The sequence below is a fragment of the Salibacterium aidingense DSM 18341 genome, from assembly GCF_000429685.1.
Classification (GTDB): domain Bacteria; phylum Bacillota; class Bacilli; order Bacillales; family Marinococcaceae; genus Salibacterium; species Salibacterium aidingense.
In genome coordinates, this window is sequence record NZ_AUCI01000002.1 from 245,108 (window position 1) to 259,593 (window position 14,486).

Sequence of the window (14,486 nt, forward strand, 5' to 3'; positions counted from 1 at the left end):
TATGGCGCAAATGACGATGATTCAAGCAATAACAGATGCAATGCGTACGGAGCTGAAAAACGACGAAAACGTGCTTGTTTTCGGGGAAGACGTAGGACAGTACGGAGGAGTATTCCGGGCAACAGAAGGGCTGCAGAAAGAATTCGGGGAAGACCGTGTGTTTGATACGCCCCTGGCGGAATCCGGCATCAGCGGACTTTCGATCGGTCTCAGTCTTACCGGTTTCCGCCCTGTCATGGAAATTCAGTTTTTTGGCTTCGTATTTGAAACAATGGATGGCATTAGTGGTCAGATGTCAAGACTCCGTTATCGCTCCGGGGGTCATTATAATGCTCCCATCACGGTTCGTTCTCCTTTTGGAGGAGGGGTGAAAACCCCGGAACTGCATGCGGACAGTCTGGAGGGTTTGATGGCTCAATCCCCCGGATTAAGAGTCGTGATTCCATCTTCCCCTTACGACGCCAAAGGGTTATTAATTTCCTCCATCCGTAATAACGATCCAGTCATCTTCCTTGAGCATATGAAGCTTTACCGCTCCTTCCGTGAAGAGGTGCCGGAAGAAGAATACACCGTAGATCTTGATAAAGCAGAAGTGAAACGTGAAGGAAAAGATGTTTCTATTATAACGTATGGAGCGATGGTCCATACATCGCTGAAAGCAGCCGAAGAATTGGCTGAAGATGGAATTGAAGCAGAGGTCGTTGATCTTCGGACCATCAGCCCTCTTGATATGGAAACCGTCCTTGAATCCGTGAAAAAGACAAACCGGGCCATTGTGGTACAGGAAGCACAGAAGCAGGCGGGTATCGCAAGTAATGTTGTTGCTGAAATTAACGAGCACGCGATTCTTCATCTGGAAGCACCTGTGCTGCGGGTTACTGCTCCGGATACGGTCTTCCCGTTTGCAGCGGCCGAAGATATCTGGCTCCCGGATCATACCAATGTAACGGAAAAGGCAAAAGAGGTCGTCCATTTCTAAAACGGGGTCCACGCTATTCAAGCAGACTGAAGAAGGAACAAAGTGTTTCTTTTTCAGTTTCTTCTGTTTTAAAGTAATAGACATCAAAAGGAGGCAACCATAGTGGCTTTCGAATTTCAATTACCAGATATTGGTGAAGGTATTCACGAAGGTGAAATTGTAAAATGGTTTGTGAAAGCGGGCGACACGGTCCAGGAAGACGATGTGTTGTGCGAAGTTCAAAACGATAAAGCCGTTGTTGAAATTCCTTCTCCAGTAGAAGGAACGGTTAAAGAAGTGAAAGCGGAAGAAGGAGCAACGACAAATGTTGGGGATGTCATTCTTATTATTGATGACGGCAGTGAGGATTCCCCTTCCGACGACAGCGGCGGCGGGAGCCGTACAGAAGAACAGACAGAAGAACAAGCAGAAGAACAGGCAGAAGAGAAAACAGAAGAAAACACTCAAAAAGAAAGCTCTGCTGAAACAGAGAAAGCTTCTCAAACCGAAAAGGCTTCTGATCAAAAAGACGATGGAAAACGTGTTATCGCGATGCCTTCTGTGCGAAAGTTTGCCCGTGAAAAAGGGGTGGACATCCAGAATGTTCAAGGATCCGGTAAAAACGGACGCATTTTAAAAGAAGATGTTCATTCTTATCTGGAAGGCGGCCAGCCTGCAGCTGAAACCGGGGAAGATAAAGAAGCAGCACCGGCCGGCGGAGCTCCTGTACAAGATACTGCAGCTCAGGAAGAACGTGTTCCAATGAAAGGCATCCGGAAGGCCATTGCCAAAGCGATGGTAAATTCCAAGCAGACAGCGCCGCACGTCACCCATCTTGATGAAGTAGATGTAGAAAATCTGGTGGCTAACCGCAAAAAATTCAAACCAGTAGCCGCAGAAAAGGATATTAAACTGACTTATCTTCCTTACGTCGTCAAAGCGTTAACGTCAGCCATCCGGGAATACCCTGTGCTGAATGCCTCTATTGATGATGAGAATGAAGAAATTGTTTATAAGAAATACTTTAATATTGGTATTGCTGCTGACACGGAACAAGGCCTTGTCGTTCCTGTGGTGAAAGAGGCAGACCGAAAATCGATCTTCATGCTTGCAGATGAAATCAACGAATTAGCCGGCAAGGCCCGCGACGGGAAGCTGTCTTCGGAAGAAATGAAAGGCGGCTCTGCCACAATCTCTAATGTGGGCTCGGCGCAGGGACAATGGTTTACACCAGTTATCAACCATCCAGAAGTGGCGATTCTTGGAATCGGCCGTATAGAAGAAAAAGCAGTAGTTCGGGACGGAGAAGTTGTCATCCGCCCAATGCTTGCTTTATCCTTAAGTTATGACCACCGTCTTATTGATGGCGTTACAGCACAAAATGCCCTCAATCACATCAAACGTTTGTTAAATGATCCAGAATTATTAGTAATGGAGGGGTAAACAAATGGTAGTAGGAGATTTTGCTGAAGAAGTAGATACGCTGATTATAGGATCCGGCCCAGGGGGATACGTCGCTGCCATCCGGGCTGCACAGCTTGGACAGTCTGTCACAATCGTTGAAAAAGGAGACTTGGGCGGTGTTTGTTTAAATGTGGGATGTGTGCCGTCTAAAGCGTTAATTCAGGCTGGTCACCGTTTTCATGAAGCACAATCCGGAGACGATATGGGGATCACTGCAGAGAATGTAAGTGTCGATTTTTCAAAGGTACAGGAATGGAAATCGAGCGTCGTGCAAAAGCTGACAGGCGGGGTAGACGGTCTGTTAAAAAGCAATAAGGTCAATATCGTGCGGGGAGAAGCGTATTTTTCAGATCGTGATTCTGTAAAAGTTTCCACGGATGAATATAATTCACAGACGTACAAGTTTAAGAACTGCATCGTAGCAACCGGCTCCCGTCCTATTGAACTGCCTAATTTTAAGTACAGCGACCGCATCATTAATTCAACAGGCGCCCTTGCCCTCGAGGAAATTCCCCAAAAGCTGATCGTTATCGGGGGAGGATATATTGGAATTGAACTTGCCGGGGCTTATGCTAATCTTGGAACAGAAGTAACAGTTCTGGAAGGAGAAGAAAGAATTCTCACCGGTTTTGAAAAGCAGATGGCCCAACTGGTAAATAAGCGCTTAAAGAATAATAATGTTACCATTGAAACCAAAGCGTTTGCCCAGTCTGTAGAAGAATCAGAAGACGGAGTTAAAATAACCGCTGAAGTAAATGGAGAAGAAAAGAATTACGAAGCAGATTATGTCCTTGTCTCTGTTGGACGTAAGCCAAACACAGACGAATTAGGTTTGGAACAGATTGGCGTCAATATCAATGATAAGGGATTAATTGACGTGGACGAACAGTGCCGAACCAGTAATGAACAAATATATGCAATTGGTGATATCGTTCCAGGCGCCCAATTGGCCCACAAAGCATCGTATGAAGGGAAAGTCGCGGCCGAAGCTATTTCCGGTGAAGCTGCCGCGGTGGATTACCTTGCAATGCCAATGGTGGTCTTTTCCGATCCTGAGCTTGCAAGTGTCGGCTATACGGAGCAGGAGGCAAAGGATGCAGGCTATGAGGTAACAGCGGCAAAGTTCCCATTTCAGGCTAATGGAAGAGCGCTGTCGCTTAATGACTCAGAAGGCTTCATGAAACTGGTTACCCGAAAAGAAGACGGCTTGGTTATTGGAGCTCAAATTGCCGGGCCTAACGCTTCTGATATGATTGCAGAAGCCGGTTTGGCTATTGAAGGCGGCATGACAGCAGAAGACCTCGCCATGACGATCCATGCCCATCCTACTCTTGGAGAGATTACGATGGAAACGGCCGAAGTCGCACTAGGTCTTCCGGTACATGTAACAAAATAAATAGGCAAAAAGCAATGGAGCATCTGCTCCATTGCTTTTTTTGGTATATAGGGAAGTACAAATTTGGGTGTCAAAATCCAGCTTCACCGCTCAGACGCTGGGAGGGAGACCGATGTGGAAAAGATTACTATAACGTGCCTTGTTCGTCAGACCGGACCGAAAAGTCCGTGGAGACTGCTAATAAACAGGCCAAGCTCTTCCTTTCCCAAGAGACATGGAATCCATTAGCAGGAAGAAGAGGGGGAAGGAGGGTTCTCCAAATGCTTTTAAGTGATATTAGAAGAATCATGACTAATGCGTCTATTTAAAAAAATCCCCTCGGCAATGTCCTTCAGGTTGGGAGAAAGACAAAAGAAGATCCCGGGCGCTGCATTCTGCCGGGACCTGCTTCCGCTATTTATTTACTTGTTTCTTTAAATCTTCTTTTTCTTTTTGCAATCGTTCTTTTTCTTCACGCAGTTTATTACGTTCTGCTTGAATGACGGCTTTGTCCGATTGAATAACGTGTCGTTCACTCTTAAGGGATTTCAATATCGAAACCACCATAAGAAGCATAATGAAGGTGAACGGCAGGGCAGCAATAATCATTGCTGTTTCCAGCCCGCCCAGGCCTCCAAAATAGAGCAGCACAGCAGCGGCGGAAGATTGAATAGCACCCCACACCATTTTTACAGAAACGGGAGGGTTAAGGCTTCCATTGGTTGTCTGCATCCCAAGCACGAATGTAGCAGAATCGGCAGAAGTAACAAAGAACGATATAATCAGCAGAATAGCGATGGTAATCATAAAAGCAGCTAAAGGAAACTCATCAAGGAGCGAGAACAGTGCGAACTCATCGCCTTGGTTTGACATAATTTCATAAAGAACACCGTTCATTAATCCGTCAGCTGAAATGCCTGTCCCGCCAAATACCGAAAACCAGAAAGCGCCAAATAAGGTAGGTACGGCTATGACACCGAGCATAAATTCACGTATCGTTCGTCCGCGGGAGACACGAGCGATGAACGTGCCGACAAATGGCGACCAGGCAATCCACCATGCCCAGTAAAAGATTGTCCAGCTTTCCAGCCATGCTCTGTCTCCAGAAAAAGCTGCGGTGTTAAAACTCATGCTTGGAAAGTTTTGAATATAGCTTCCCAATGTGGTGGTGAACACATCAAAAATGTAAACCGTAGGGCCGACAGCCAGCAGGAAGAGCATTAAGCCAACAGCCAGTACGATGTTCGTCATACTTAAAATTCGAATGCCCCTATTCAGTCCTGTTCCGGCTGAAAGGAGGTATAATACAGTAATAAAAGCAATAACTATAAGTTGAGTGCCAATATTATTGGTCATGAAATCAAAAGTATAACTTAAACCGCCGGTCACCTGAGCCGCTCCGAAACCTAAGGAAGTAGCCACGCCAAATATAGTGGCAAAGACGACAATGACGTTTACTATGGTGCCCAGAGGCCCGTCCACTCTGCTCCCGAAAATGGGGCGGAGGGAGGCACTGACAACCCCCGGTGCATCATGCCGAAATTTAAAATAAGCCAGGGACAATGCAACAATCGCGTAAATCGCCCATGGATGAATACCCCAGTGGAAAAAGGAATACTGCAGAGCCGCAGCAGCGGCAGCACTGGACTCAGGCTCTGAGGAAGGCGGTCCGTAGTAATGATACAGCGGTTCAGCCACTCCCCAGAAAACAAGACCGATCCCCATACCGGCCGTAAAAAGAAACGCAAACCACGTAAAATAATTGTATTCCGGCTTCTCATCCGATTTACCCAGTCTGATTCTGCCATAGGGGCTGAATATTAAGTATATAGCAAAGATAACAAATCCAGTAGCAGATAATAGATAAAACCATCCAAATTGTTCAGAAATAAAACTTTGAATAGTGCCAAGTGTTTCATTTACGTGTTCAGGAGCAGCAGCCCCCCAGAGGATGAATAGAAACGCAATAAAAAACGAGATGTAAAAAACAGGTGTCAGCTTTCTCATCTCCGGCAAAACCACCTTTCCAGTGTTAGTAAGTACAGCCATTTCTGTTCCATTTTATTATGCTTTTTTGGCATCATAAAAATAAAAGCACACGTTGTCGTCCATGATAGAAGGACCTCAGACGGGTTTTAACGTTTTTTTATCTGCCAGACATACGACGCCTTTTTTCGACTGATATACTTTATCCCGGTGCAGACGTCCGTAAGACCCCCGGAGCGGGTACCGCGATTGGTTCAGACCTGCACATGTACGTTATAAAGGCGTTCAGCAAGGAGTTGCGGACTTAATGTTTGGGAGGGATAAAAGCCTCCAATGAAGGTAGTTTCCCTTTATTATTCGAAAAAGTATATCGTCTAATACCCAAAAAAACCACAAAGGACATTATAAACATGATATGAATAAGAAGCAACCACGTAGGTTCACAAGTTTATATACCCATCCCGTCTTGATAATAATCAAAAATCGGAAAAAAGTCACAGAAGGAAAAAGAATGTCGAACAATGGAAAATGGAATAAATTTATTTCAGAATTTCCCTTTTTCCTTTCGTTTTTGCTAAAATGAAAGAAAATCATAGTTGGGGGACTTAGAGAGTGAGAAGAATCATAGCAGCTATCGGCATGTCTCTGCTTTTAAGCGCCTGCGGCCTCAATGCAGAGGAAACAGCATCAAAGGCAGAAGAAGCAGTGGACACAGAATCGGCAGAAAAAACAGAAGCACCGGAAGAATCGGACACACCGCAGGAAAATGAGGAGGAGCCCGGGGACGAGCAAGAAGAAACATCAAACAAAAAAGAAGTAGAAACAGAAGATAAATTATATGAAGTAAATAAAAATGATTCTTCTCTTGACGCGTTGAAAGAAGGAATGGACGAACAAAAAGTCTTAATAACGATTGATGATGCTCCGGATGCCCACAGCGTGGAAATGGCTGAATTTCTTTCCAAACAGAGCATTCCTGCTATATTTTTTGTGAATGGCCATTTTCTGCAGAGCGAAGAAGGAAGAAAAGATTTAAAAAAGATAGCAGATATGGGGTTTGAGATTGGGAATCATACGATGAATCATGTGGATGTTTCCGAGCTCTCCCGCCAGGAACTGGAGGAAGAAATTGGAGAACTGAACGATATGATTGAAAAAATAACGGGGGAGCCCCCTTCGTTTTTCCGCGCCCCCTTTGGAATAAACTCAGACGCTTCTAAAGCATTTCTGGAAGAGGAAGAAATGACGTGGATGAACTGGACGTATGGATATGACTGGGAAGCGGAATACCAGAATGCAGAAGATCTTGCCGATATTATGGTTCATACAGAATTGTTGAGAAGCGGAGCAAACCTTCTGATGCATGATCGGGAATGGACGAAAGAGGCTCTTCCTGATATTGTTGACGGTTTTAAGGAAAAAGGGTATGGATTTATCGATCCGGATCATATCGTACAGAATAATCATTAAAAAAGAAAACGTAGACAAAAGAATTCCGAACGATTCGCGAAAGAATCGTTCGGAATTCTTTTGTCTCTTGATGATTTTTGTCCCAGCGCCCTTTTTTGCCATCAAGCTTGTTATTTTTCGAAGGAAACTGGGGTGACAGCGTAGCCCGGCTGCATATTATGATAATAAAAAAATAAATGTGTTATACTATTTAAGGTTGACTTTTTAATTATGTCATATTAATATTAAATTATAAGATATAAAACGCTTTCAAAGAGGTGGGGATGGAAATGGTAGGAATTATTATTTGTCAAAGCTGTAATCGTGAGATTGATCATTTTGACGGTGAAAAAGTGACTACTTTGTATGCCTCCACATGTAAACACTGCGGCAAAAAAAAGAAAGTGAAAAAATAAAAAAAGTTCCCATCATCTCCTGCTGTTTCAGTAAGGGGATATTTTTTTGTTATACTGTTAAAAGAAAACCAGAGGAAGGCTTAGGCTTATCAGGGAAAACCATATAATAAGGCAGGGGAAAAAAATGGAATGGACGACGAGAGTAACGGAATTATTGAACATACGACTCCCAATTATTCAAGGCGGCCTGGCTTATCTTGCTTATTCTGATCTTGCTGCTGCTGTTTCACATGCCGGAGGCTTAGGCCAAATTACTGCTATGTCATTACCAGATAAAGCTTCTTTACAATATGAGATTCAGGCAGTCCGTGAAAAAACCAACAATCCATTTGGTGTAAACTTTGCTATTGGTAAACACGGACGGCCTTACCAGCACATGGTGGAAACGGCTGTGGAAGAAGGAGTGGAAGTGATTTCTGTAACAGGCGGAAATCCTGCTCCCCTCTTTGATTTACTGAAAGGGACAAAAATAAAAAAGCTGGTTTTGACAGCATCAAGAAGGCAGGCGCAGAAAGCGGAAGAACTGGGAGCTGACGCGGTCATGGTTGTCGGCCGGGAAGGAGGCGGTCATGTCGGACGGAATGACACAGGAACGATGGTGCTTCTTCCCCAGGTAGTGGATAGTGTGTCGATACCGGTCATTGCTTCAGGCGGCATTGGCGACGGGCGTTCCATGATGGCGGCAATGGCTCTTGGAGCAGAAGCAGTGGAAATGGGGACCCGGTTTATTGCTGTCAAAGAATGCGTACACGCCCATGAACGATATAAACAGGCATTATTAGAAGGAACAGAAAGCGATACTGTATTGATAAAACAGTCTATAGGAACACCGGGCCGGGTATTGTCAAATCACTGGACGGATAGGATACTGGATATTGAACAGAAGAGGCCTGCCTATGAACAATTGAAAGATTATATCAGCGGCGGAGCAAACAAAGCATATATCTACGAAGGACGGGAGGACGAAGGGTTTGGATGGGCAGGACAAGTGATTGGAAGGATAAATGACATTCCTGAGGTGGAAGAGCTGTTTGCTCGGATGCAGGAGGAAGCTATGATGGTAAGAGAACGTTGGACCAAGTAGGAGGATTATCAATGGAAGAAGAATTCCCAATGCCGATGTCGATGGATTGGACGAAAGAAGAAATCATTGATGTCATGCAATTTTTTCAAGTTATAGAAACTACATATGAAAAAGCAGTGATCCGGGAGGACATCTTATCCTGGTATGGACGTTTTAAGGAAATTGTTCCTTCCAAAAAAGAAGAAAAGCAATATTTCCGTCAATTTGATGAAAAAGCAGAGGTATCCTGCTGGAAAACAGTACAAAAAGCAAAAAACGCACAGCCTGGAGAAAAAATAAAAATGTAATGGAATAGCATGGAAGCCCGGCCAAAAGATAAATGTTATTTCTTGTTTGATGTTAAAGAGGCAGCCGCCCGGCGTAGTTAAAATACTCAGACACCCTGCGGTCCGTGTATCGATACTCCGCAGTAAAGCCGGAGTATTTTCACGAAGCGCAGCTTGCCGAATGAAAAAATTCCGAACGACTCTTCCATGTAGGCGGGGCACTCCAAAAGATAGAGTAAAAAACTAACTTTTGGGTCCCGTATCGTTCGGAATTTTATCTTGGGATGGTTTTTGTCCCAGGCTTTTTTGTTTCCCGATGTGGCGAAACTTCAGCTTCAGCAGCCTGCTGCTTGTTTAAGACGAAGTTTGTTTAACAGAAAGCTGGTACAGAGGGAGCAGCGTTTCAAACGTTTGTTTTGCCTCCTGTAAAAAGGCATCTCCATCCTCTAAAACAGGATCGTTTTTATCGATGTGTCTGCCCACTAAAAATTCCCCTTTTTTCACATCGCGGAAACGTTTGAGAGCCTGAGTAATATCATCTTTGTCACTCTTTTTTATGGAAAACGCTTCTTTTTTCGTGTGGTCCAAGGACAGGACGTAATGGTTTGGAAGCTTTTCAATTTGTTCCTGGTTATCCAGAAAGATATCTGCGACTTCCGCTTTTTCCGGCATTTCATAGATATAGGCCAGCCATAAAAAAACGTGGTCATCAAAAAGCCCTACCTGAAAATGCGGATGTTTTTTATAGCCGCGCTTGTTGTCTGCGATTCCAAGCCATGTATCCGTTGGCGGATTTTTGGTCCGTCGGGCATGCCTGGCAATATGAAGGTACATTTCTTTTCCAAGCATCACGGATAATTCATCCGTTAAATACTCGCCGATAGAGGTGAATTTTGGCTGGATGCGATTTCGGATAGCTTCCATACGTTCATCCAGCTCATCGATATAGAATGTTTCGAAATCCGACGGCCGAAACCCTTGAAAAGGCATTATCGAATTCTCCTTTCTGTTGACAGCTGCTCTTGCATTCATGTTCTATACTATCCTTTCTACCCAACGAAAATCAAATGTAATCATCGTACATTTTTTCGAAGAAAGTATCGTTTGAAAAATGATATACATATGGTATAATATCAGAAACATAATACTCAGAATATTTTGTTAAGCTATTCATCAATTGTCAGAAGGCCCGGGGAACATCGAAATAAATAAAGGGGTGTGGGTGGCCATGGAACAAGTGATTCAGACATTCAAGAGAAAAGATGCAGAGGAGAGAATACCTGTTCTTCGTATGGAGATCGACTATGAACTTGTCAGTCTGCATGATGCAATGGCGGAAGAAAGCCTGGAAAAAATAAACCAATGTAAAGTACGTTTACAGCAGTTAAGACAAGAACTCATTCGTTTGGAAGCTTAATAAATAAATAGGGATCAAATATCAAAAGGCTGGACGGGAGTAATTCCTGGTCCAGCCTTTTTTATAAGATCATAACGGGTGAAGTTCAAATCCCAGAGCATGAAAAAAGAGAGGTGGAGTCTGGGACAAAACGAAATGACTTCTCCCGAAAGACGAATTATTGATAGTAACGTAGGACATGCAAACGGCTATGTCTCCTGAACGCTGCAGTTCCTTCTCATAGCGGAGGCCGGCCACGCCGATCGTACAGCGGTATCCTCCGTTCCCATTGGGTGTTTTAAGAGGACAAATGCCGCATGAAAAAATCCGAACGATGCCAAATTCTAATGGAAAATGTAGATAATCGTTCGGATTTTTATCTGACTTATAAGATTTTGTCTCAGCTTCTCTTTTCCTTGTGGAGTTTGTCATGGGAGAATGCCGGTGATGTGTTTTTTTTACATAATATATGCCATAATGGGGAATAGACCGACTCAGGAGGGCTTACATGAGTGAATATTGGGAAAATGTAAAAAATACGGCTGTGAAATGGGTGGAGGAAGCGGGGAGAATGTTAAAAGACTCTCTGCATGATTCCCTGGACATACAGACGAAATCAAATCCAAATGATCTTGTAACAGAAATGGATTATAAGGTGGAAAGATATTTAACGGAACGAATCGAACAAAACTTTCCCGGACATAAAACAATAGGGGAAGAAGAAGCAGGCAGAAATATCGCCTCCACGGAGGGGGTCCTTTGGATCATTGATCCTATTGATGGGACGACAAATTTTGTCCACCAAAAATATAATTTTGCGATATCCGTTGCGGTGGTGGAAAACGGACATGGAAAAGTCGGAATCGTCTATAATGTGATGCAGGATGAATGGTTTACTGCGGTTGACGGCCGCGGTGCTTATTTAAATGATAAAAAACTTCCGGAAACCTGCGGCCCCGTCAGCCTGCCGGAAGCCGTCATCGGTTTAAACGGACGCTGGCTTGCCCGTGAAACACGTTCAGATGAGGCATCTCTTCACCATATGGTTCGAAGATCAAGAAGTGTCCGTTCTTATGGCACCGCTGCGATAGAACTCGCTTTTGTAGCTTGCGGGAGGCTTGATGGTTATATTAGTTTTCGCTTATCCCCATGGGACTACGCAGCTGGTCTAGTTTTATTGAAGGAAACAGGAATAACGGTTACTACGTTTCAGGGCGATTCTCCTTCTATGCTGCAGCAAAACACGATCCTTGCAGCCCGCCCCACCCTCCATGAAGAACTAACATCCTATCTCTATAACCATAAAGGCTTTACTTATTAATGAAACGGGGCTGGGACAATACCAAGGTAAGATAAAAATGAGTATGGGAAGATAGGAGTGCGCTTCGTAAATACTGTTTAACCTCCAATACGAAGTGTTCAGGCTTTCCCCATTACTCTATTATGACAGGAGACATCAAATTTTTTATACTACCGGTACTATTTCCTCCTGCTGTTCTGCAGGTTTTAGAGCGTTTTCTCTCCTAATGAAGCTTGGAGCGAAGCACTTTTGCTGCCGTGAAAGAACCAGCCAGTCCAAGAAAACAGCCGATTGCTATCAATATAGAGCGTTCTGCTACAGCGATTCCGAAAGAAGCAATGGATAAAGCGGCGATTACAGCTAGAAGGAAGTAGAGCCATTTTATTTGATTCATTGTGTCACCCTCAATTTCTAACGATATATGTGCTAGTGTACAAGGAAATTGTTAAAATGAAAACCCATGATAATTGTGTATACCGCGATTACTTGTGATACAATAGAAAGGTTGAAGCAGGAACGTTTAGAATAGGAGCGGTGAATAAGCAATGGAATTACGGAACGATTTACGGAATATAGCAATTATTGCCCATGTGGACCATGGGAAAACAACACTGGTGGATGAGTTTTTAAAACAGTCCGGTACCTTTCATGAACACGAACATGTAGATGAACGAGCCATGGATACCAATGATATAGAAAAAGAACGTGGTATTACCATTTTGGCTAAAAATACAGCTATTCGTTACGGCGACACAAGAATTAATATTATGGACACTCCCGGCCACGCAGATTTCGGCGGAGAAGTGGAACGGATTTTAAAAATGGTAGATGGTGTTCTGCTGGTGGTTGACGCTTATGAGGGCTGTATGCCGCAGACCCGTTTTGTGTTAAAGAAAGCATTGGAACAAAAACTGACACCTCTTGTTGTGTTGAACAAGATAGATCGGGACATGGCACGTCCGGACGAAGTAGTGGATGAGGTTCTTGATTTATTTATTGAACTTGGGGCGGATGAAGACCAGCTTGATTTCCCGGTGGCGTATACTTCCGCTATTAATGGAACGGCGAGTAAAGAGCCATTTGTTCAAGATGGCAAAATGGACATCTTGTTTGATATGATTGTCAACAATGTTCCGGCGCCGGTTGATAACAGGGAAGACCCGTTCCAGTTTCAGGTGACCATGCTGGATTATAATGAATATCTTGGCAGAATTGGGGTTGGACGCGTCTTTCGGGGAACCATCCAGACTGGAGATCAAGCGACCTTAATCAAGCGGGATGGTACGCTTAAAAACTTCCGCGTGTCTAAACTGTTTGGTTTTATGGGGCTGAAAAGGGTCGAAATCGATAAAGGGCAGGCAGGTGACCTTATTGCCATTGCAGGGGTGGAAGATATAAACGTCGGCGAAACGATCTGTCCTGTGGAGTATCAGGATCCCCTGCCTCGTCTCCGCATTGATGAGCCGACATTGCAGATGACCTTTTTAGTCAATAACAGTCCTTTTGCCGGTAGAGAGGGCAAATATATAACCAGTCGAAAATTAGAAGAACGGCTCTTAACACAGCTGGAAACAGATGTGAGCCTGAAGGTCGAGCATACGGACTCCCCGGATGTCTGGACGGTTTCCGGCCGGGGGGAACTGCACCTGTCTATTTTGATTGAAAATATGCGCAGGGAAGGCTATGAACTGCAGGTTTCGAAACCGGCCGTTATTGTAAAAGAAGTAGATGGCGTCTTATGTGAACCGGTGGAACGAGCGCAGATTGATGTACCGGAGGAGTATACCGGTAACGTTATGGAAACGCTCGGGGAGCGTAAAGGTGAAATGCTGGATATGGTGAACAAAGGAGATGGACAGGTCCGTATGGACTTCATGGTGCCATCCAGGGGCTTGATTGGATATACCACTGAATTTATGGCACAAACCAAAGGCTACGGTATTTTAAACCATACATTCGACGGATATCAGCCTCTCCACACCGGCCAGGTCGGCGGCCGTCATCAAGGGGTACTTGTGTCCATGGAAGATGGAAAAGTCACCCCGTACGGTATGATGCAGGTAGAAGATCGGGGAACGCTGTTCGTCGAGCCCGGTACCGAGATTTATTCCGGAATGATCGTTGGAGAGCACACCCGGGAAAATGATCTAACCGTGAATATTACAAAGGAAAAACAATTAACCAATGTTCGTTCCGCTACAAAAGACACAACGGTAACGATGAAACGCCCGCGTATTTTGACACTGGAAGAAGCCCTCGAGTTTCTTAATGATGACGAATACTGTGAAGTAACGCCTGATTCAATCCGCCTCCGTAAAAAGATACTGGATAAGAGTGCCCGGGAACGGGAAGAAAAACGAAAAAAACTGGCGAATAAAAACAACTGATACGTATGGAAATAAAGGAACGCATGCAAGAGGTGAAAGGAAATGTACCCAATCGCCGCATCTATAAATGATGTCGATGTGACAAAAGATCAGTTGAGCTGGATGGCCGGGGTTTTGCATGTTCACGAGAATCCAATTACTGGTTTCTGGCTTTTATATGCAGTGGTTGTCGTTATGTGTATCATTGTCTATAATCTGGGATTCGCCCGGAAACTGCCATTACTCAAAAATGTTATTGTTTATACAGTCATGCTGATTGGCGCGATCCCGCTTACTATTTTTGCCATCGGCATGGTTGTTGTGGAATCATTGATGGCAGCAGCCGTTGTACTGGGAATATATAAAATCAGGCTGCGGCAGCACAAAAAAGAGAAACAGAACGAAGAGCATATGACATCATAAAAG

General features: G+C 44.2%; 14 protein-coding genes. 11 read left to right on the top strand and 3 right to left on the bottom strand.

Features of this window, described 5'->3' with window-relative positions:
• The first annotated feature begins 1 nt into the window (after position 1).
• The 3 genes from G475_RS0103460 (at position 2) to lpdA (ending at position 3,818) form a co-directional block, all read left to right on the top strand.
• Positions 2–979 carry an alpha-ketoacid dehydrogenase subunit beta gene (locus G475_RS0103460; RefSeq protein ID WP_026700076.1) on the top strand — a complete coding sequence of 326 codons (978 nt, stop codon included), beginning with the start codon at positions 2–4 and terminating at the stop codon, positions 977–979.
• A 102-nt stretch (positions 980–1,081) separates the two neighbouring features.
• Positions 1,082–2,401, top strand: a complete 1,320-nt coding sequence (locus G475_RS0103465) for a dihydrolipoamide acetyltransferase family protein (RefSeq protein WP_026700077.1) — start codon at positions 1,082–1,084, stop codon at positions 2,399–2,401.
• 4 nt (positions 2,402–2,405) lie between these two features.
• Entirely contained in the window at positions 2,406–3,818 is a 1,413-nt protein-coding gene (gene lpdA, locus G475_RS0103470) for a dihydrolipoyl dehydrogenase (protein ID WP_026700078.1), read from the top strand.
• Positions 3,819–4,211: 393 nt separating this feature from the next.
• On the opposite strand, the gene G475_RS24170 is transcribed toward lpdA, so the two are convergent.
• Positions 4,212–5,804 (bottom strand): glycine betaine uptake BCCT transporter, encoded by a 1,593-nt coding sequence (locus tag G475_RS24170; protein WP_035710061.1) that lies wholly within the window; start codon positions 5,802–5,804, stop codon positions 4,212–4,214.
• A gap of 591 nt (positions 5,805–6,395) precedes the next feature.
• Between G475_RS24170 and G475_RS0103480 the strand changes: the two genes are divergently transcribed.
• From G475_RS0103480 to G475_RS0103495, 4 genes are all read left to right on the top strand, one after another.
• Positions 6,396–7,253, top strand: a complete 858-nt coding sequence (locus G475_RS0103480) for a polysaccharide deacetylase family protein (protein ID WP_026700079.1) — start codon at positions 6,396–6,398, stop codon at positions 7,251–7,253.
• 269 nt (positions 7,254–7,522) lie between these two features.
• Positions 7,523–7,648 (top strand): GapA-binding peptide SR1P, encoded by a 126-nt coding sequence (locus tag G475_RS26645; RefSeq protein ID WP_084413979.1) that lies wholly within the window; start codon positions 7,523–7,525, stop codon positions 7,646–7,648.
• A gap of 124 nt (positions 7,649–7,772) precedes the next feature.
• On the top strand, positions 7,773–8,732 hold the full coding sequence (locus G475_RS0103490) for an NAD(P)H-dependent flavin oxidoreductase (RefSeq protein WP_026700080.1): 960 nt from the start codon (positions 7,773–7,775) through the stop codon (positions 8,730–8,732).
• A gap of 11 nt (positions 8,733–8,743) precedes the next feature.
• Positions 8,744–9,019: a UPF0223 family protein gene (locus G475_RS0103495; protein ID WP_026700081.1), complete on the top strand. Its 276-nt coding sequence runs from the start codon at positions 8,744–8,746 to the stop codon at positions 9,017–9,019.
• A 333-nt stretch (positions 9,020–9,352) separates the two neighbouring features.
• On the opposite strand, the gene G475_RS0103500 is transcribed toward G475_RS0103495, so the two are convergent.
• Positions 9,353–9,988: a YktB family protein gene (locus G475_RS0103500; protein WP_026700082.1), complete on the bottom strand. Its 636-nt coding sequence runs from the start codon at positions 9,986–9,988 to the stop codon at positions 9,353–9,355.
• A gap of 238 nt (positions 9,989–10,226) precedes the next feature.
• On the opposite strand from G475_RS0103500, the gene G475_RS0103505 reads away from it, so the two are divergent.
• Positions 10,227–10,415: a hypothetical protein gene (locus tag G475_RS0103505; protein ID WP_026700083.1), complete on the top strand. Its 189-nt coding sequence runs from the start codon at positions 10,227–10,229 to the stop codon at positions 10,413–10,415.
• Between the two features lie 487 nt (positions 10,416–10,902).
• Positions 10,903–11,715 carry an inositol monophosphatase family protein gene (locus G475_RS0103515; protein WP_026700084.1) on the top strand — a complete coding sequence of 271 codons (813 nt, stop codon included), beginning with the start codon at positions 10,903–10,905 and terminating at the stop codon, positions 11,713–11,715.
• Positions 11,716–11,917: 202 nt separating this feature from the next.
• Here G475_RS0103515 and G475_RS27075 read toward each other — a convergent pair whose 3' ends face one another.
• A complete protein-coding gene (locus tag G475_RS27075) occupies positions 11,918–12,088 on the bottom strand; it encodes a DUF5325 family protein (protein ID WP_156911615.1) in 171 nt (56 codons plus the stop codon).
• Positions 12,089–12,239: 151 nt separating this feature from the next.
• On the opposite strand from G475_RS27075, the gene typA reads away from it, so the two are divergent.
• Together typA and G475_RS0103530 are read left to right on the top strand one after the other, a co-directional pair.
• A complete protein-coding gene (typA, locus tag G475_RS0103525) occupies positions 12,240–14,081 on the top strand; it encodes a translational GTPase TypA (protein WP_026700085.1) in 1,842 nt (613 codons plus the stop codon).
• A 42-nt stretch (positions 14,082–14,123) separates the two neighbouring features.
• Positions 14,124–14,483 carry a YlaH-like family protein gene (locus G475_RS0103530; RefSeq protein ID WP_035710065.1) on the top strand — a complete coding sequence of 120 codons (360 nt, stop codon included), beginning with the start codon at positions 14,124–14,126 and terminating at the stop codon, positions 14,481–14,483.
• Positions 14,484–14,486 lie beyond the last annotated feature (3 nt).

Coding starts and splice junctions, on each gene's coding strand:
- G475_RS26645 (WP_084413979.1), top strand. CDS start 7,523: ATGGTAGGAATTATTATTTGTCAAAGCTGTAATCGTGAGATTGATCAT.
- G475_RS27075 (WP_156911615.1), bottom strand. CDS start 12,088: ATGAATCAAATAAAATGGCTCTACTTCCTTCTAGCTGTAATCGCCGCT.
- G475_RS0103500 (WP_026700082.1), bottom strand. CDS start 9,988: ATGCCTTTTCAAGGGTTTCGGCCGTCGGATTTCGAAACATTCTATATC.
- G475_RS0103530 (WP_035710065.1), top strand. CDS start 14,124: ATGTACCCAATCGCCGCATCTATAAATGATGTCGATGTGACAAAAGAT.
- lpdA (WP_026700078.1), top strand. CDS start 2,406: ATGGTAGTAGGAGATTTTGCTGAAGAAGTAGATACGCTGATTATAGGA.
- G475_RS24170 (WP_035710061.1), bottom strand. CDS start 5,804: ATGAGAAAGCTGACACCTGTTTTTTACATCTCGTTTTTTATTGCGTTT.
- G475_RS0103495 (WP_026700081.1), top strand. CDS start 8,744: ATGGAAGAAGAATTCCCAATGCCGATGTCGATGGATTGGACGAAAGAA.
- G475_RS0103505 (WP_026700083.1), top strand. CDS start 10,227: ATGGAACAAGTGATTCAGACATTCAAGAGAAAAGATGCAGAGGAGAGA.
- G475_RS0103515 (WP_026700084.1), top strand. CDS start 10,903: ATGAGTGAATATTGGGAAAATGTAAAAAATACGGCTGTGAAATGGGTG.
- G475_RS0103490 (WP_026700080.1), top strand. CDS start 7,773: ATGGAATGGACGACGAGAGTAACGGAATTATTGAACATACGACTCCCA.
- typA (WP_026700085.1), top strand. CDS start 12,240: ATGGAATTACGGAACGATTTACGGAATATAGCAATTATTGCCCATGTG.
- G475_RS0103460 (WP_026700076.1), top strand. CDS start 2: ATGGCGCAAATGACGATGATTCAAGCAATAACAGATGCAATGCGTACG.